This window comes from Duganella margarita, assembly GCF_009857535.1.
Classification (GTDB): Bacteria; Pseudomonadota; Gammaproteobacteria; order Burkholderiales; family Burkholderiaceae_D; genus Rugamonas; species Rugamonas margarita.
Map to the genome: position 1 here is coordinate 489,664 of NZ_WWCS01000002.1, position 19,603 is coordinate 509,266.

12 protein-coding genes are annotated in these 19,603 nt (G+C 61.9%); 10 read left to right on the plus strand and 2 right to left on the minus strand.

Going from position 1 to position 19,603, the window contains the following annotated elements; translation table 11 throughout:
* Positions 1-100 precede the first annotated feature (100 nt).
* The 10 genes from GTP55_RS04670 to GTP55_RS04715 all read left to right on the plus strand — a co-directional run bounded on the left by GTP55_RS04670 (position 101) and on the right by GTP55_RS04715 (position 17,859).
* On the plus strand, positions 101-1,315 hold the full coding sequence (locus GTP55_RS04670) for a XylR family transcriptional regulator (RefSeq protein WP_161043792.1): 1,215 nt from the start codon (positions 101-103) through the stop codon (positions 1,313-1,315).
* 85 nt (positions 1,316-1,400) lie between these two features.
* The gene (gene xylB, locus GTP55_RS04675; RefSeq protein ID WP_229257731.1) at positions 1,401-2,180 is read left to right on the plus strand and encodes a D-xylose 1-dehydrogenase; all 780 of its coding nucleotides are present in this window, start codon (positions 1,401-1,403) and stop codon (positions 2,178-2,180) included.
* Between the two features lie 77 nt (positions 2,181-2,257).
* Positions 2,258-3,262: a D-xylose ABC transporter substrate-binding protein gene (gene xylF / locus GTP55_RS04680; RefSeq protein WP_161043794.1), complete on the plus strand. Its 1,005-nt coding sequence runs from the start codon at positions 2,258-2,260 to the stop codon at positions 3,260-3,262.
* A gap of 127 nt (positions 3,263-3,389) precedes the next feature.
* The gene (gene xylG, locus GTP55_RS04685) at positions 3,390-4,910 is read left to right on the plus strand and encodes a D-xylose ABC transporter ATP-binding protein (protein WP_161043795.1); all 1,521 of its coding nucleotides are present in this window, start codon (positions 3,390-3,392) and stop codon (positions 4,908-4,910) included.
* Entirely contained in the window at positions 4,907-6,049 is a 1,143-nt protein-coding gene (locus GTP55_RS04690; protein WP_161043796.1) for a sugar ABC transporter permease, read from the plus strand. The genes xylG and GTP55_RS04690 overlap by 4 nt, the downstream gene beginning before the upstream one ends.
* 345 nt (positions 6,050-6,394) lie before the next feature.
* Positions 6,395-9,382 carry a TonB-dependent receptor gene (locus GTP55_RS04695; RefSeq protein ID WP_161043797.1) on the plus strand — a complete coding sequence of 996 codons (2,988 nt, stop codon included), beginning with the start codon at positions 6,395-6,397 and terminating at the stop codon, positions 9,380-9,382.
* 21 nt (positions 9,383-9,403) lie between these two features.
* Entirely contained in the window at positions 9,404-11,053 is a 1,650-nt protein-coding gene (locus GTP55_RS04700; protein WP_161043798.1) for a GH35 family beta-galactosidase, read from the plus strand.
* Positions 11,054-11,072: 19 nt separating this feature from the next.
* Positions 11,073-13,934, plus strand: a complete 2,862-nt coding sequence (locus GTP55_RS04705; RefSeq protein ID WP_161043799.1) for a glycoside hydrolase family 31 protein — start codon at positions 11,073-11,075, stop codon at positions 13,932-13,934.
* A 2-nt stretch (positions 13,935-13,936) separates the two neighbouring features.
* Positions 13,937-15,484, plus strand: a complete 1,548-nt coding sequence (locus GTP55_RS04710; protein WP_161043800.1) for a GH39 family glycosyl hydrolase — start codon at positions 13,937-13,939, stop codon at positions 15,482-15,484.
* Positions 15,481-17,859, plus strand: coding sequence for a glycoside hydrolase family 95 protein (locus GTP55_RS04715; protein WP_161043801.1), 2,379 nt, complete (start codon positions 15,481-15,483; stop codon positions 17,857-17,859). Before GTP55_RS04710 ends, GTP55_RS04715 begins: the two co-directional genes overlap by 4 nt.
* Here the strand turns inward: GTP55_RS04715 and GTP55_RS04720 are convergent.
* Positions 17,856-18,698 carry an alpha/beta hydrolase family protein gene (locus GTP55_RS04720; RefSeq protein ID WP_161043802.1) on the minus strand — a complete coding sequence of 281 codons (843 nt, stop codon included), beginning with the start codon at positions 18,696-18,698 and terminating at the stop codon, positions 17,856-17,858. The two genes, GTP55_RS04715 and GTP55_RS04720, sit on opposite strands and share 4 nt — an antisense overlap.
* Positions 18,695-19,474 (minus strand): alpha/beta fold hydrolase, encoded by a 780-nt coding sequence (locus tag GTP55_RS04725; RefSeq protein ID WP_161043803.1) that lies wholly within the window; start codon positions 19,472-19,474, stop codon positions 18,695-18,697. Before GTP55_RS04725 ends, GTP55_RS04720 begins: the two co-directional genes overlap by 4 nt.
* Positions 19,475-19,603 lie beyond the last annotated feature (129 nt).

A 19,603-nucleotide genomic window follows, 5' to 3' on the forward strand; every position in this document is an offset into this window, starting at 1 on the left:
CGTTATGGATGAAGCGAAATTTTTCATATCTGCACCACGCGGGCGGGCTGTAGTATCAAGACGGCCAAATTCGTCCTGGAGCGGGGTAGTAGAGATGCAGATGAAGTCACACCGGATTGCGCTACTGTTCAATGCAAACAAAATCTTCGACCGCGAAGTCATCGCGGGGATCGCGGCGTACCTGAGTTCCACGCGCGCCAGCTGGGATTTGTTCCTGGAAGAGGACTTCCGCCTGCGCCTGCCCGGCATCGAAAGCTGGCAGGGCGACGGCATCATCGCCGACTTTGACGACCCTGCGGTGGCCGACGCCCTGACGCGCAGCCGCGTGCCGGTGGTGGCGGTCGGCGGCTCGTATGAGAACCAGGCGGCCTATCCCGAGGACGTGCCCTACGTCGCCACCGACAATTTCAAGCTGATTAAAATGGCCCGCGATCACCTGATCGAGGCCGGCCTGCGCCACTTCGCCATGTTTTCGCTGCCGGAAGCGCAGACCAACCGCTGGGCGCAGGAGCGCGAACACGCCTTCCGCACGCTGATGGGGCAGGACAAGATGGAGCCGCATATCTACCGCGGCCTGGGCACCAGCGCGCCGTCGTGGGACGCGGCGGTGGAGCAGCAGATTCAATGGCTGCATAGCCTGCCCAAGCCGGTCGGCATCATTGCCGTGACGGATGCGCGCGCGCGCCAGCTGATGCAGGCTTGTATCATGGCCGGCATCGCGGTGCCGGAGCAGGTGGCGCTGATCGGCATCGACAACGATCCGCTGGCGCGCATGCTGACGCGGATTCCACTGAGTTCCGTGATCCAGGGCGCGCAGGAGATGGGCCGCACCGCCGCCCACCTGCTGGACCAGATGCTGCACGGCGTGCGCATGAGCGGCACGCGGGTGCTGGTGCCGCCGGTCGGCATCAATGTGCTGGCGTCCACCCAGCACGAGGCGCCCAAGCATCCGCACGTGATGCGCGCGCGGCACTTTATCCGCCAGTACGCCTGCCAGGGCATCAAGACGCACCAGGTGGCGGAGTATGTCGGCATCTCGCGCTCGTCGCTGGAGTCGTACTTCCGCCAGGAGCTCAATTGCAGCGTGCATGATGTGATCCTGCGCTTCAAGCTCGATGCGGCGACGTCCATGCTGGCGCGCGGTGAGCGCAGCATTGCCGAAGTGGCGCTGTGCTGCGGCTTTACGTCGGTGCAGTACATGCACGCGGTGTTCAAGCGCGAACTGGGATGCACGCCGCGCACCTACCAGGATCGCGCCATGATGGGCATCGTCGATGACGGCTCGGCACTGCCGCCGCCGGAGCTGGCGGCGTAATATCATTGCCGCGATTGGTGATTTTCGTAATTGCGGCTTATGTTTGGCCGGGTCAGAATTCTCCAGCTATTTTGGAGAACAGACCTTGGAAAAAAATTACAACACGCCGCGTGAGCAGGCCATCTATCCCAGCCTCGCCGGCAAGCGCGTGGTTATCACCGGCGGCGGCAGTGGCATCGGCGCCGGTATCGTCGAGGCGTTTGCGCGCCAGGGGTCGCTGGTCACCTTCCTCGACATCGCCGAGAAGGATTCGCGCGCACTGGCGGCCAGCCTGGCCGCGCTGCCCACGCCGCCGGCCTTCGTGCCGTGCGACCTGACCGACCTGCAAAAGGTGGCGCAGATCTTCGAGACCATCGGCCCGGTCGACATCCTGGTCAACAACGCCGCCAACGACGACCGCCATGAGATCGCCAACGTCACCCCGGCGTACTGGGAAAACCGCATGGCGGTCAATCTGCGTCACCTGTACTTCTGCGCGCAAGCCGTGGTGCCGGGCATGCGCGCGGCGGGCGGCGGCGTGATCCTCAATTTCAGTTCCATCTCGTGGCATCTGGCCTTGCCGGAGCTGACCCTGTACATGACCGCCAAAGCCGGCATCGAGGGCATGACGCGCGGTATGGCGCGCGATCTTGGCCGCGACAACATCCGCGTCAACAGCGTGATTCCAGGCGGCGTGCGCACGCCGCGCCAGGAAGCGCTGTGGCATACGCCGGACGAGGAAGCGCGCATGCTGGCCGGTCAATGCCTGCCGCGCCGCGTGGAAATCGCCGACGTGGCGGCACTGACCCTGTTCCTCGCTTCCGACAGTGCGGCGCGTTGTTCGGGACGCGAATACTATGTGGACGCGGGGTGGCACGGCGCGTGAGGTAACATAGCGGTGCATTGCGCGGTGTAGTGTTTAGTTGGGCATAGAACTCGGCAGCATAATTGGAGACTTAATTGATGAAGAAATTACTGAGCACGGCGGCTATTGCCGTGATGATGGCTTTTGCAGGCGGTAACGCCATGGCCGACGCCAAGAACCCGAAAATCGGCTTTTCGATCGACGACCTGCGGCTGGAGCGCTGGGCGCGCGATCGCGACTACTTCGTCGCCGCCGCCGAGCAGCAGGGCGCCAAGGTGTACGTGCAGTCGGCCGACGCCAGCGAGCAGCGCCAGATCGCCCAGATCGAGAACCTGATCTCGCGCGGCGTCGACGTGCTGGTCATCGTGCCGTACAACGCCACGGTGCTGACCAACGCCATCCGCGAAGCCAAGAAGGCCAAGATCAAAGTCATTTCCTACGATCGTCTGATCCTGAACGCCGATATCGACGCCTACATCTCGTTCGATAACAATATGGTCGGCCAGTTGCAGGCGCAGGGCGTGCTGGCGGTGAAACCGAAGGGTAATTTCTATCTGCTGGGCGGCGCGCCGACCGACAGCAACGCCAAGATGCTGCGCGAAGGCCAGCTGAAAGTGCTGCAGCCGCTGATCGACAAGGGTGATATCAAGGTGGTCGGAAAGCAGTGGGTCAAGGACTGGAGCCCGTCCGAGGCGATGTCCATCGTTGAAAATGCGCTGACCGCCAACGGCAACAAGATCGACGCCGTGGTGGCCTCCAACGACGCCACCGCCGGCGGCGCGATCCAGGCGCTGGCTTCGCAAAAGCTGGACGGCAAGGTGGCCGTGTCGGGCCAGGACTCCGATCTGGCCGCCGTCAAGCGCGTGATCGCAGGTACGCAGACGCTGACCGTGTACAAGCCGTTGAAGTTGATCGCGTCGGAAGCAGCCAAGCTGTCGGTGCAGCTGGTGCGCGGCGAAAAGCCGGCCTTCAACGCCAAGTACAACAACGGCTTCAAGGAAGTCGACTCGGTGTTCCTGAAGCCGATCGCGCTGACCAAGGCCAATGTGGACGTGGTCGTGAAAGACGGCTTCTATACCCAGGCCCAGCTGGCGGCCAAGTAAGGTATGCGTTCTATGGGCTCCCGCCTGCGCGGGAGCGACGCGTCCGCCGTCATTCCGCACCGGCGGGCCGCCGCGCAGGCGGGAATCCATGCTGCGTGAGCTCTGCACATAACTTCCCGAGAATTCCATGTCCGGCTATTTGCTAGAAATGAAGGACATCGTCAAAAAATTTGGCGGTGTACCTGCGCTCGACGGTATTGACCTCAAGGTCAGTCCCGGCGAGTGCATTGGTTTGTGCGGCGAGAATGGCGCCGGCAAATCGACCCTGATGAAAGTGCTGTCCGCCGTCTACCCGCACGGCACCTGGGACGGCGAGATCCTGTGGAACGGCGCGCCGCTGAAGGCGCAATCGATCCGCGAAAGTGAAGCGGCCGGCATCGTCATCATCCATCAGGAGCTGATGCTGGTGCCGGAATTGTCGGTGACCGAGAATCTCTTCCTCGGCAACGAGATCACGCTGCCCGGCGGCCGCATGGATTATCCGGCCATGAACCAGCGCGCCGAAGCGCTGCTCAAAGAACTCAAGCTGGATGACGTCAACGTGGTGCTGCCGGTGTCGAACTACGGCGGCGGCCATCAGCAGCTGATCGAGATCGCCAAGGCGCTGAACAAGAACGCCAAGCTGCTGATCCTCGACGAGCCGTCGTCGTCGCTGACGGCGGCCGAAATCCAGGTGCTGCTGGAGATTATCCGCGACCTGAAAGCCAAGGGTGTGGCCTGCGTCTACATCTCGCACAAGCTGGATGAAGTGGAAGCCATCTGCGACACCATCGTGGTGATCCGCGACGGCAAGCACATCGCCACCACGCCGATGCAGCAGATGGATGTGCAGCAGATCATTGCGCAGATGGTCGGCCGCGAGATGAACCAGCTGTATCCGCAGCTGGAGCGCACGCAGGGCGACATCGTGTTCGAGGCACGCAACGTCACCTGCTACGACGTCGACAAGCCGGAACGCAAAAAAGTGAAGAACGTCTCCTTCCAGCTGCGCAAGGGCGAGATCCTTGGCATCGCAGGGCTGGTCGGCGCGGGCCGAACGGAACTGGTGTCGGCGCTGTTTGGCGCCTATCCCGGCGCGAGCGAGGCCGAGGTGTGGCTGGACGGCGCGAAGATCGATACCTCGACGCCGCTGAAGGCCATTCGCAACGGTCTGGCGCTGGTGCCGGAAGACCGCAAGCAGCACGGCATTGTGCGCGACCTGGATGTGGGGCAGAACATCACGCTGTCGGTGCTGGGCCGCTACTCGCGCTTCAGCCGCATCGACCGCGAGGCCGAACTGAAAACCGTGAGCGAGGAAATCGCGCGCCTCGGCCTGAAGACGGCCAGTCCCTTCCTGTCGATTACCTCGCTCTCGGGAGGCAACCAGCAGAAGGCGGTGCTGTCCAAGATGCTGCTGACCCGGCCCAAGGTGCTGATCCTCGATGAACCCACACGCGGCGTGGACGTCGGCGCCAAGTTCGAAATCTACAAGCTGATGCTGGAACTGGCCAGCCAGGGCATGTCCATCATCATGGTGTCGTCGGAACTGGCCGAGGTGCTGGGCGTGTCCGACCGCGTGCTGGTGATGGGCGAAGGGCAATTGCGCGGTGATTTCGTCAATCAGAATCTGACTCAGGAAATGCTGCTGTCGGCAGCGATACATCAATGAATCCAACCAAAATCAAACAGCTGTTCACGCAGTACAAAATCCTGGCGCTGCTAATCGCCATTGCCGTCATCTGGGCCTTCTTCAGCTTCAAGACCGATGGCGGTTTCATCTCCCCTCGCAACCTGTCCAACCTGATGCGCCAGATGGCGGTGACCGGCGTGGTGGCGTGCGGCATGGCCTTCGTCATCATCGCCGGCGAGATCGATCTGTCGGTCGGTTCGCTGCTCGGGCTATTGGGCGGTATTGCGGCGGTGCTGGACGTAACGCACCACTTGCCGGTGGCGGCCACCATCGCGGTGGTGCTGGCGTGTGGCCTGGTGCTTGGCCTGTTCAATGGCTGGCTGACAGCGTATGCCGGCATCCCGTCGTTCATTGTGGGCCTGGGCGGCATGCTGGCGTATCGCGGCATTGTGCTGGGCGTGACGGACGGCGCGACGGTGGCGCCGGTGTCGGATTCGCTGGTGCAGTTGGGGCAGGGCTACCTGCCGCCGCAGATCGGCGTGGCGCTCGGTGTGGCCTTGTTCGTGCTGGCGGCGGTGCTGATCTGGCGCCAGCGCGTGAACCTGGCGCGCCACCATCTGCCGGTGCCGGCATTGTGGCGGCATGGTCTGCGCCTGGCGGCGATTGGCGTGGTGTTGTTCGCATTTGTCACCACGCTGAACGAATACGAAGGCATTCCGCTGCCGGTGCTGCTGTTGCTGGTGCTGTTGGGGATCTTCAGCTACGTGGCGACGCAGACGGTGTTCGGCCGCCGCATCTACTCGGTGGGCTCGAACATGGAGGCCACGCGACTGTCCGGCATCAACGTGCAGGCAGTGAAGCTGTGGATCTTCGGGATCATGGGTTTGATGTGCGCCCTGGCCGGTTTGTTGAACACTGCGCGGCTGGCGGCAGGTTCGCCATCGGCCGGCACCTCCGGCGAGCTGGATGCGATCGCGGCCTGCTTCATCGGCGGCACCTCGATGCGAGGCGGCTCAGGCACCGTGTACGGCGCGCTGATTGGCGCGCTGGTGATGGCGTCGCTCGATAACGGCATGTCGATGCTGGATGTCGATACCTACTGGCAGATGATCGTCAAGGGCGCGATCCTGACGCTGGCGGTATGGGTGGATGTGGCGACGCGCTCAGGCCGGCGTTAAACGTTTTTTTCAACGCGGCCCGCGCAGCCGGGCCGCGTATCTGTGGGATTCTCGCGACGATTGCTGATTATCATTCTTCGCATTGGTGAATTTCGCAATTGCGACTCAATTGTGTAACTTGCACAATGGTTCAAAGTCGCGCGCCGTGGCACCCCGCCAGCCGGCAGCAGCGATAAAAAAATACAGACGAGCGAGACCTTATCAATGACGACCAGTTTAATGCGCTGTCCAGCGCCGGCGGGCTCCCTTACCCCGCAAGTCCTTTAACCCCCACAGATGACGAGAAATACCAATAATAAGTGGCCAAAGAGCCATGAAATATTCGTATAACTTTGGAGAGTGTAGATGAAACAGTTCAAAAAAACGGCTATCGCAATGGGCCTGGCCCAGATGACGATGATGCTGAGCGGCGCGGCAATGGCCCAGACGACCGATGCACCGAAGACCAATGACGCGCCGGTTGCAGAACCGGTCGCGGTGATCGTGACCGGCCAGCGCGCAGCGCTGCAATCGGCGCAGAAGATCAAACAGAATTCCGATGAAATCGTTGACTCCATCGTCGCCGAAGACATGGGCAAGCTGCCGGACCGCTCGGTGACCGAGGTGCTGCAACGCGTGGTTGGCGTGACCATCGACCGCACCATGGCCAAGGGCGATCCGGAGCACTTCTCGGTGGAGGGCTCGGGCGTGTCGATTCGTGGCCTGAGCTACGTGCGCTCGGAACTGAACGGCCGCGATTCGTTCTCGGCCAACGGCGGCCGTTCGCTGAACTTTGAAGACGTGCCACCAGAACTGGTGTCCGGCGTCGACATCTACAAGAATCCATCGGCGGAACAGATTGAAGGCGGCATCGGCGGCCTGGTCAACCTGCGCACCGCCATGCCGTTCGATTACAAAGGCTTCAAAGCCTCGATCTCGGCCGACCGCACCTGGTCGGAACTGAAGAAGGGCAAGACCTCGCCATCGTATTCCGGCCTGGTGTCGGACCGCTGGAAAACCCCGATCGGTGAAGTCGGCGCCTTGCTGGATCTGGCCTACTCGGAAAGCGCGACCCGCACCGACGCTTTCCAGGTCGAGCCGTACTATCCACTGAAGGATGCCAACGGCAATGCGGTCTACGTGCCGAAAGGCGCGCAATGGCGCACACTGGAATTCAACCGCAAGCGCGAAGGTGCGTACGGCGCGCTACAGTGGAAAAAGGACGAGTGGTCGAGCGGCCTGACTTACTTCAAATCGAAGTACGAAATGAAGTGGGACGAGCAGGCGATTTTCGCGCAATCGAGCCCGTACAATATCCGCGTCTCGCCTGATTCGACCTTCAATGCCCAGGGCGCGCTGCAGACCGGCACCCTGACCGATTCCACCGGCGCCGGCATCAACTTCGGCGACGACACCCGCGCCGCCAACCGCAAGTCCGACACCACCGACCTGTCGTGGAATCTGCGCTGGCGCAAGGACAGCTGGACCGTCACCACCGACCTGCAGCACATCAAGGCCAAGACCAACAGCTTCGACTCCACCGTTGCTACCGCCATCCAGCTGCCAAAGGAAAAGCTGGACCTGACCGGCAGCGTGCCGAACCTGATCTTCGACGCTTCGGACCGCGCTTACCTGGCCAACCCGAACAACTACTACTGGGCCTTCACCCAGGAGCACCTGGACCGCAGCACGGCCAAGGAAAACGCCTGGAAGACCGACGTCAAATATGACTTCGACAATCCGGTGCTGCGCGACGTGCGTTTCGGCGTGCGCTTTACCGACCGTTCGGCGACCACCACCAACAGTAACCCAAGCTACAACTGGGCCGCGATCACCCAGCCATGGCAGGGCGAGATCTCGCACCTGGCTTACCTGAGCGATCCGCGCTTCTCGGGTAATACCAACCTGCATAGCTTCAATAACTTCTTCAACGGCAGCGTGTCCGTGCCGTCGGTGGTGTTCCCGAATGTGTCGCTGGCCCAGGGCTATCCAGGCACCTACGCTACGCTGCACACCTATCACGATCTGCTGTGCGCGGAAGCGGGCAATACCTGCGCGCCATGGACGCCGGCCACCTTCGGCACCGATCCTGCCGGTACCAACGACCAGTCGGAAAAAACCAAGGCCCTGTATGGCCAGCTGCGTTTCGGCTGGGATGAGCTGAAATATCCGGTGGACGGCAATATCGGCCTGCGTTATGTGAAGACCGATTCGACCGCGCATGGTTACACGGTCTTTACTGCGAACCTGCCGACCGGTCCAACCCAGGGTGTGCCGATTCCGACCATTTCGCCGTTTTCGAAAGCCCAGGATTTCGACAACACCTACCACAACGTGCTGCCTAGCCTGAACCTGCGCCTGAAAGCCACCGACACGCTGCAATTCCGCTTTGCGGCAGCGACGGCGATCTCGCGTCCGGACTTCACCCAGCTGCAGGCCTACACCACGCTGTCGCAGACGGCCAACACCACCACCGTCAATGGCGTCACCACGGTCAACAGCGTGGACCTGAGCGGCACTGGCAGCGGCAATCCGAACCTGCGTCCAACCACGTCCAAGCAGCTCGACCTGACCATGGAATGGTATTTCGCGCCTACCGGTTCGTTCACCGCAGCGGTGTTCAACAAGCGCCTGAAAGACATCATCATCAACCAGGTGTACAACTACCAGTTGCCGGACACCAGCGGCAAGCTGCAGAACTTCACCACCACCGGTCCTGTCAACGGCGCCCGTGGCCATGCTCGCGGTATCGAGCTGGCTTACCAGCAGTACTTCGACAAACTGCCGGGCGCCTTGTCCGGCCTGGGCGTGCAGGCCAACTTCACTTTCGTCGACAGCAAGCGCGATCTGTATAACCCGGTGTATTCGAAGTACTGCACCGGCGGCGACAGCGCAGCGAACGTCAATCTGAACCTGAACGGCTGCGATACCAACGGCACCACCTTCGGCAATCTGCCGCTGGAAAACCTGTCGCGCCAATCGTATAACCTGGCGCTGTTGTACGACAAAGGTCCATGGTCGGCGCGCCTGGCCTACAATTGGCGTTCGAAATCGCTGCAAGGCGTGAACGTCAACGGCACCAAGGGCAGCGACGGCACGGATTCCAATCCAGCCAGCCCGACCTACGGCCAGACCAATGTGGCGTGGGCGCTGCCTACCTGGGCAGATTCCTACGGCCAGCTGGATGCGTCGGCGTTCTACAAATTCAGCGACAAGGTGTCGCTGGGCGTGGAAGCGCAGAACTTGACCGACTCCACCTACAAACAGCTGATGCAGCAAAATATCGGTATGATGGGACGCGCATGGTTCAAGACCGGCCGCCGCGTGGTGGCTAAACTGAGCTACGACTTCTAATCTGAAAAAGGCTTAATCACGATGAAGCAAACCGCCCGCCAGCTTGTTACCAGTTTCAGTTTTTTGATGGCCGCAGCTGGCGCGGCGGCCGCCGCCTCCGAGCTACCGCAGATTGTGAAGAAGGATGGCCGTTTCGCCTTGATGGTGGACGGCGCGCCTTTCGTCATTCTCGGTGGCCAGGCGCAGAATTCCAGTAACTACCCGCTGGCCCTGAACAAGGTCTTCGCGGCCATCAAGGACATGCACGCCAACACCCTCGAAATCCCGGTCGCCTGGGAGCAGGTCGAGCGGGAAGAGGGCAAGTTCGATTTCAGCTACGTCGATACGCTGGTGGCTGAAGCGCGCAAGAACAAAGTCAAACTGGTGCTGCTGTGGTTCGGCACCTGGAAGAACACCGGTCCAAACTACGCGCCGGAATGGGTCAAGTTCAACAACACCCGTTTCCCGCGCATGGTGTCCAAGGACGGCAAAATCACCTACTGCCTGTCGCCGCAAGGCGAAGAAACGCTGAAGGCCGACAAGAAGGCCTTCGTGGCGCTGATGGCCCACATTAAGAAGATCGACGAAGCACAGCGCACCGTGATCATGGTGCAGGTCGAGAATGAAGTGGGCACCTACGGCTTTGCGCGCGACTACGCGCCAAAGGCCGAAGCGCAGTTTAATCAACCAGTGCCGCAAGCGGTGCTGGACTATAAAAAATCCCCGGTACCGCTGGCCAAGAGCGGCACCTGGAAGCAGGTCTACGGCGACTACGCCGACGAATACTTCCACGCCTATTCCGTCGCCAGCTATATCGAGGAAATCGCCAAGGCCGGCCGCGCGGTCTACAACCTGCCGATGTACGTGAATAACTCGCAGCGCGATTCGACCGAAGATCCGGTCAAGCCGTGGCATGAGAACTTCGCCAGCGGCGGCCCGACTTACGACGTGATCGATATCTACCGCGCCGCCGCGCCGCATATCGATTTCGCCGGCCCGGATATCTATGGCCCGAACTGGAAAAAGTTCAACGCCTCGCTGCGCCTGTTCCAGCGCAAGGACAATCCACTGATGGTGCCGGAGATGAGCAACGCCGCCGAATACGTCCGTTACACCTATCTGGTGCTAGGCAAGGGCGCGATCGGCTTCTCGCCGTTCGGCATCGACTACGCGGACTACAGCAATTTCCCGCTCGGCCACAAGGCGATCGACAAGACCATGGTGGAACCGTTCGGCAAAATCTACGCCGCCTTCCGTCCGATGGAACGCCAGTGGGCCAAGTGGGCGTTTGAAGGCCGCACCTACGGCGTGGCCGAAGGCGACGACCGCGCGCCGCAAACCGTGGACATGAAAGGCTGGAAGGCCACCGTCTCGTTCCGCGAGTGGCAGTTCGGCGAGCGCGAATACTTCAAGGACATCAAGGATGTGCCGGCGGGGACCGAGATCCCGAACGGCGGCGCATCGATCGCGCAGATCGGCGACAATGAATTCATCATCATCGGCCAACGCGCGCGTGTGAAGATCGACCATGCCGAAGGCAAGTCGTCGATGTGGGGCCGGGTTGAAGAAGGCCACTACGACACTGCCGGCAAATGGATCATGGAACGCAACTGGAACGGCGACCAGACCGATTATGGCCTCAACCTGACCGGCAATCCGGTGGTGTTGAAGGTGACGGTTGGTACATACTAAATAAAAGAACGGAGACGATATGCGCTTTACGACGATCGCCACGGCTGTAGCCGTGCTGGCGGCCGGCCATGCGATGGCTGGCACTTTTGAAAAAACCGCCACCGGCGTGGTGATCAAGCCGGATACCGGCGCCGCCAGGGAAGTGCGGCTGGAGGTCATGGCAGATAACATCGTCCACGTAGTGAAGCTGGACCAGGCGGGGAAAGCGCTGACGCCATCGCTGATGACCGTGGCCGCACCTGTTAGCGGTAACTTCAGCGTCACCGCATCGGGCAAGGACAGCGTGACGTTGAAGGCAAAGAAAATCTCGGTGGCGGTGTCGCTGGCGACCGGCCAGGTGCAGTTCTTTAACGCCGCCGGCAAAGCGTTTCTGACGCAGCAGGCGGAGAGCATGTCGCCGGTGGACATCGACGGCAAGCCGTTCCTGGCGGTGAAGCAGGGCTTCAATTACGGCACCAAGGACGCCTTCTACGGCCTGGGTCAGCATCAGAATCACCAGATGAACCTGAACGGCGAAGACGTGCTGCTGATGCAGCACAATATGGCGATTGCCGTGCCGTTCGTGGTCTCTGACAAGAACTACGGCGTCCTGTGGGATAACAATTCCATTTCGCGCTTTGGCGACAGCAAGCCGTATGCGTGGCTGAGCCGCGACCTGCAGCTGACCGATGCCGACGGCAAGGCCGGCGGCCTGACCGCGCGCTACTACATCGGCGACAAGCTGGTATTCACACGCCAGGAAAAGGACATCGCCTATCAGTATCTGAAGGACGTGGCTGAGAACTGGCCGAAAGAAGTCGATCCAAAAGCCGCTAATCTGAAGGTGGTGTGGGATGGTGCGATGGCGTCGCCGAAAGCGGGCGTGCACAAGCTGCAGCTGTATTCGTCGGATTACGCCAAGCTGTCGTTGGACGGCAAGGAGATCATGGACGTGTGGCGCCAGGGCTGGAATCCGTGGTATCACAATTTTGAAGTGAAGTTCGAGTCCAACAAGCCGGTCAAGCTGCACCTGGAGTGGAAGCCGAGCGGCGGTATGGTCGCCATCACCCACAACGATCCGCTGCCGCAGGACGAGCGTCACTCGCTGACCTTCTCGTCGGAAGTCGCACAAGGCATCAACTACTACGTGGTGAGCGCCGAGAATATCGACAACGTCATCGCCGGCTACCGTCATCTGACCGGACAGGCGCCGATGATGCCGAAATGGGCCTACGGTTTCTGGCAGTCGCGCCAGCGCTACGAGACGCAGGAGCAGTTGCTGGGCGTGTTGCGCGAGTACCGCAAGCAGGGCTGGCCGGTCGATAATATGGTGCAGGACTGGTTCTACTGGCCGGAGAATGGCTGGGGTTCGCACGATTTCGACAAGGCCCGTTTCCCTGATCCGAAAGCGATGGTGGATGAAGTCCACAAGGCCAATGCGCGCATCATGATTTCGATCTGGGGCAAGTTCTACTCGAATACCGACAACTACAAGGAGCTCGCATCCAAGGGCTATATGTGGACCAAGAACGTGGAAGACGGCGCACTGGACTGGGTAGGCCCTGGCTACAAGAACAGCCACTACGACCCGTACACCAAGGAAGCGCGCGACATCTACTATCGTCAGATGAAGCCGAAGCTGGTGGACCTGGGCTTCGACGCCTGGTGGATGGATAACACCGAGCCGGATGTGTTGTCGAATACCCGTCCTGCGGACTTCAAGAAGCTGATCGGCCCTACCGTGTATGGCGGCGGCGAGATCACCTTCAATCCGTATAGCCTGGTGCATACGGAAGGCTTCTACTCGCACCTGAAGAACGATCAACCGGAGAAGCGCCAGTTCATCCTGTCGCGTTCCGGCTTTGCCGGCATCCAGCGCAACGCCACCGCCGTGTGGAGCGGCGACACGGCCAGCCGCTGGAACAATCTGTATGACCAGATTTCGGCGGGCGTGAGCATTTCGATGTCCGGCATTCCTAACTGGACGCACGACATCGGCGGCTATGCGCAGGAGACGCGCTTCCAGGTCGGGGATGTTGGCTCGGCGCAGGAAAACCGCAGCACCGGCATCAAGCAGGGCAATCCGGAAGACATCAAGGAATGGCGCGAGCTGAATCTGCGCTGGTTCCAGTTTGGCGCGTTCTCGCCGCTGTTCCGCTCCCACGGTGAAGTGGTCAAGCGCGAGATCAACGAGATTTCGCCGGCCGGTTCGCCGATGCGCGAATCGATGGTCTGGTACGACCAGCTGCGCTATCGCCTGATGCCTTACATTTACTCGACCGCCGCCGAGACGCACTACGAGTCCGGCTCCATCATGCGCGGCCTGGTGATGGACTTCCCTCAGGACGACGCGGTAAAGAACATCAACGACCAGTACCTGTTCGGCCACAATATGCTGGTGGCGCCGGTGTACGTGTACGGCGCGCGCGAACGCAGCGTGTACCTGCCGAAAGGCGCCAACTGGTACGACTTGTACACCGGTGAGCTGCACAAAGGCGGCGCCACGGCGACCATCAAGGCGCCGGAGACGCGCATGCCGGTGCTGGTGAAAGCCGGCGCCATCGTGCCGGTCGGCCCGCTGACGCAGTACGTGGATGAGAAGCCGGATGCGCCGATTACGCTGGTGGTCTACACCGGCGCCGACGGCAAATTCAGCCTGTATGAAGATGATGGCGTCAGCAACGCGTACCTGCGTGGTGAGGCCAGCCGCATCCCGCTCAGCTACAATGACAAGACCGGCGTGGTCACCATCGGCGAGCGCGCGGGCCAGTACAAGGGCATGGTCGCCAAGCGCCAGTTCAAGATACGCTTCATCAAGCCTGGCGTGTCGAGCACCGACAACTTCGACGTGGCCGACAAGACCGTCAGCTACGAGGGTAAAACCGTTATTGTGAAGCGTTGAACATGAAGACTTTGACCGCAGCTGTTTTGTTTGCGCTGGGCGCGTCGGCCATCGCCGCGCCGGCCGCCGATCGTCACATCGTGGTGGATGCAGCCGATGCCGGTTCGCCGCGCGATCGCTTCGCCGATCTGTCGGTGGGCTCGGACTATCCGGGCACGCTGATACGCGACGACAGCCTGGCGCAGCTCAAGACCGCGAAGGACGAACTGGGTTTCCGCTACATTCGCTTCCACGCCATCTTCCATGATGTGCTGGGCACCTACAAGGAGGTGGACGGCAAGCCGGTGTACGACTGGACCAAGCTCGATTATCTGTATGACCGCTTGCTCAAGATCGGCATCAAGCCATTCGTGGAGCTGGGCTTTACACCGCTGGCGATGCGCAGTTCTGACCTGAGCATCTTCTACTGGAAGGGCAATACCTCGCATCCCGATCCGAAGAAGTGGGCGGCGCTGGTGGATGCGTTTGTTCGCCACGCGCAGGACCGCTACGGCAAGGAAGAAGTGCGCAGCTGGTTCTTCGAGGTGTGGAACGAGCCGAATCTGGACGGCTTCTGGGAGAAGGCAGACCAGAAGGTGTACTTCGAACTGTTCGACATCACCTCGCGCACCATCAAGGCGATTGATCCGGCGCTGCGCGTTGGCGGTCCGTCCACTGCGGGTGCGGCGTGGGTGCCGGAGTTCCTGGCGCATGCCAAGTCGTCCGGCGCGGCGGTGGACTTTGTTACCACGCATACCTATGGCGTGGATGGCGGTTTCCTCGACGAGAGCGGCAAGGAAGATACCAAGCTGTCGCCATCGCCGGATGCCATCGTTGGCGATGTGCGCAAGGTGCGCAAGGAGATGGCGGAAGCCGGCCATCCGGAGATGCCGCTGTACTTCACCGAGTGGAGCACCAGCTATACGCCGCGCGATCCAGTGCACGATTCGTATATCAGCGCGCCGTACATCCTGAGCAAGCTCAAAGCCACCGAGGGCATTGCGCAGGGCATGAGCTACTGGACCTATAGCGATCTGTTTGAAGAACCTGGGCCGCCGACGGCGCCCTTCGAGGGCGGCTTTGGTTTGATGAACCCGCAGGGCATCCGCAAGCCGTCGTGGTTCGCTTACAAGTATCTGAATCAACTGGGCGATACGGCGGTCAAGACCGCCGATGTGCAAAGTTATGCGGCCAAGGATGGCCGTGGCGTGCAGGTGTTGGCTTGGGACTTCCAGACACCTAAACAGGGCCGCAGCAATCGCGGTTTCTACACGACGGTGCAGCCGACGCGCGATAGCCAGCAGGTCAGCATTGATCTGAAAGGGCTGAAGCCGGGCGCGTATTCGGTCAATGTGTATCGCACCGGCTTTGAGGCGAATGACGCGCACACGGCGTATCTGAAAATGGGTTCGCCGAAGACGCTGACGCCGAAGCAGGTGGAGCGCTTGCAGGCTTTGACGACGGATCGTCCGCAAACCAGCACTGTGCGCGTACCGGCGTCCGGCGCGGCCAGCGTGAAGGTGAAGATGCGCGTTAATGACGTGGTGCTGGTCAAGATTAATCCGCAATGAGGTCTTTGCTGCTGGCTGCCGCCTTGGTCGAGGCAGGTGCATCGGCTGCGCCGGATCTGACGTTGCGTTACACTCAGCCGGCGCCGGATACGGCGGCGGGTTGGGAGAAGGAAGCGCTCCCCATCGGCAATGGCCGCATCGGCGCGATGATCTTCGGGCAGCTCGCGCGCGAGCGCTTGCAGTTCAATGACATCACGCTGTGGACTGGCGACAGTGTGGCGATGGGGGCGTATCAGCCGTTTGGCGATGTGTATATCAATCTGCCGGGGCATGAGCAGGGAACGACGGCGTATGCGCGCCGGCTGGATTTGTCGCGCAGCGTGCATACGGTGAGCTACACGCACGATGGCGTGCAATTCAAGCGCGAGGCGCTGGCCAGTTATCCGGCGCAGGTGATTGCGGTGCGGCTGACTGCCAGCAGGCGTGGTCAGTACACTGGTTCCATCGAGCTGACCGATATGCATGATGCGCAGATCAGCGTGCAAGGCAATCGCATCACGGCGACCGGCGCGCTGCCGAATGCGCTGCAGTACGCCAGCCAGGTGCAGGTGCTCAACGAGGGCGGCAAGCTGGCAGTGGCGGGCAACAAGATCACCTTCACCGGCAGCGATGCGATCACGCTGATCCTCGGCGCCGGCACCAGCTACGCCAACGACGCCTCCCGCCGCTTCCAGGGCGAGCCGCCGCTGCCGCGCGTGAGCGCGCAGGTGGCCGCCGCTAGCGCCGTACCGGCCGCCGGCCATGCTGCCGCGAGCGTGAACGCTGCATCGGCCGCCGCATCTGCCACGCCGCGCGCGTGGGCGCTGCTGCTGGCGGCGCATCAACGCGATTATGCGGCGCAGTTTGGCCGCGTGGGCGTGGACTTCGGCGACGCGTCGCCCGCCCGCCGCGCGCTGACGACCGACAAGCGCATCGAAGCCTACACCGCCGAGGGCAACGATCCCGAACTGGAAGCGCAATTCTTCCAATACGGCCGCTACCTGCTGATTTCCAGTTCGCGCGGCTCGCTGCCCGCCAACCTGCAAGGCCTGTGGAACAACAGCCTCACGCCGCCGTGGAATTCGGACTACCACACCAACATCAACATTCAGATGAACTACTGGCCCGCAGAACCGGCCAACCTGTCCGAACACGCCAAACCATTCCTCGACTTCGTCCAGGGCATGGCGCCGGTCTATCGCCAGCTGGTAGCCGACACCGCCGCCAAAGCCATCGCCCATCCTGACTCCGTGAAGATGTCGCAACCGGACCTGAGCGGCGAAGCGGTGCAGCGCGAAGAAACCTTTGTCAGCACCAAAGGCAAGCCAGTGCGCGGCTGGACCGTGCGCACCGAATCCAATCCCTTCGGCGCCACGGGGTACGTGTGGAACAAGACCGGCAACGCCTGGTACATGCAGCACTTCTGGGAACACTACGCCTACACCCAGGACAAAACCTACCTTCGCACCATCGCCTACCCGATGATGCAGGAAGCCGTCGCCTTCTGGGAAGACTACCTGAAAGAGCTGCCGGACGGCCGCCTGGTTGCACCACTCGGCTGGTCCCCAGAACATGGCCCGATCGAAGATGGCGTCAGCTATGACCAGGAAATCATCTGGGACCTGTTCAACAACACCGTGGAAGCCGCCGACGTATTGGGCGACACCGCCTACCGCAACCGCATCGCCGCGATGCGCGACAAACTCGCCACGCCGGGCATCGGTAGCTGGGGCCAACTGCTGGAGTGGATGGACGAGAAAAAAGACAAGGTGCTTGATACGCCGGGCGACACGCACCGTCACGTTTCGCATCTGTTTGGCCTGTTCCCCGGCCGCCAGATCTCGCCGGCGCGAACACCTGCACTGGCCAACGCTGCGCGCAAATCGCTGGAAGCACGCGGCGATGCTGGTACAGGATGGTCGATGGCGTGGAAGACCGCATACTGGGCACGCCTGCTGGACGGCGACCATGCCTACAAAATGCTGCGCGGCCAGCTAGCCAAGCCCGGGGCGCGCGCCGCACAGCAAAGCGGCCAGGGCACGGAAGTGAACAACGCCGGCGGCACCTATCCGAATATGTTCGATGCCCACCCGCCATTCCAGATTGACGGTAACTTCGGCGCCACCGCCGCCATGTGCGAAATGCTGCTGCAATCGCAGACCGGTGAAGTCCATCTGCTGCCGGCATTGCCGTCCGCATGGCGCAATGGATCGGTCAAAGGACTGCGCGCACGCGGTGGCTACGAGGTCGATATGGCCTGGGCCGACGGCAAACTCACCGCCGCCGCGGTGCGCCGTATTGCCGGGGAGGGCGCCGGCCAACTACGCTACGGTGACAAGGTTGTGCCGATCCAACTCAAGCCTGGCGAGAGCAAGCGCTTTGGCGCAGGCCTTTAAAGTGTCCGCGCCAGCCAGTCGGCGGTGAGGTCCATTACGCGCTGCGCGGCGCCGCCGTCCGGCGCGAACACATTGAAAATGTGGTCCGCGCCGCCGATCAACGCCGCTTCGGCAGGCTTGCCGCCAACGAGCTTCAGCATGTGCGCATCGGCTTGCGGCAGGAAGTCGCCGCTGCCGCGTATCGTCAGGAAGGCGCCCGGATACTTGGGCAGCGACTGGTCCAGGTTCACGCCACGGAAGCTCTCGTAAAACTCACGCCTGGTGGTGATGCGCTTCCAGCCCTTTACGTCCTCGCTGGCGACGCCGTCGCGGAGCGCTTTCTGCGCCAGCGGCGATGAGGCCATCTGCTGCCACTGGTCGCCGCTCGGCGAAGACCACAGCACCATGCTGCGGAACCATTGCGGATGACGGCCGCCGGTGACGATGGCGGTGGTGGCGCCCAGGCTCCAGCCCAACACCGCGCTGCGCGCCGGTTGAACGCCTGGCTGCTTCTGCAGGAAGGCATATGCGGCCTCGGTGTCTGCGATGCGCGAGTCCAGCGTTGATTCGATGTTGCTGCGGTTGCGGTCACCTTCGCCGCGGAAGTTCACGCGCAGCGAGGCGATGCCCATTTGCGCCAGCCGCGCCGACATGCGCTTGCTCAGGTCCCCGGCGCCGTTCATGTCGTCGGCAAAGCCGTGCAGGAACAGCACGGTGCGGCCATCCCACGCGCCGTCCGGCGTGACCCAGGCGCCATTGACGTCCGGCGCGATGGCGACGTTGTGTTCTCCGGCGTGCGCCAGCAGGGTGGAAGCGCTCATGGCGATGGCGGCGACGGTGGCTGCAAGGCGGCGCATCATGGCTGCTCGGCGACGACTTCGGCGCCGCTCAGGAAGTTGACGATCAGCAGATTCACTACATCGGCATGCGTGATCGGACCCATATGGGCGGTCGGCGTGGTCAGCGCGCTGGCGTTTGGCAGCGACACGCCCAGCTGCTCCACCAGCAGGCGGGTGGAAGCGGGGCTGCTTTCGCCCGCCATCACCAGCGACGGCATGGTCAACATGGACAGGTCGTCCAAGGTTGCCGGTTCGCCCAATAATGCCTGGAAGTCCAGCTTGACCTTGGCGATCTGCGCCACCATCTTGGCTTGCGCGCCTTCCGGCGCGGCGTCGAAGGCGCCGGCGCGGTTCCAGTAGTCGATAAAGATGCGGGTGGCGTCGCGGTCGGTGGCGCTGGCTTTGATGCGTTTGACCACCCCGACGATTTCCGCCTTGGCAGGGTGCTGTGCCGGCAGCAGGTGGAAGGCCACCGGCTCGAACAGCGTGAGCGACTGCACGCGCTGCGGCATGCGGCGCGCCATGTGCAGCGCGCAGGCGCCGCCGAAGGAATGGCCGATCAGGTGAAACGCTTCGCCCGGCTCCAGCCGCGACGAGATGGCGGCCACCACCGCGTCCACCTCGTGCGCGAGTGTGTGCACATAGTCGGCGCCGGCATCGGCCGGGAAGGGCGAGGCGCCATAGCCCTGCAAATCGACCGCGATACAGCGGTAGTCATCACCCAGCTGTGCCTTCAGGGGCAGCCACTGGGACTTGGAACTCATGGAGCTATGCAGCAGGACGACAGCAGGTTTCATTGTCAGCGAATCATGAAAAAAGCGAAGCGCAGATTATACCGGGTTGCGCCATCCACCTTGAGAAAGAGACAATCGCCTCCAAGTGTGGTCTATACCACGGCGCCGCAAATTTTATACGATATGCATGTA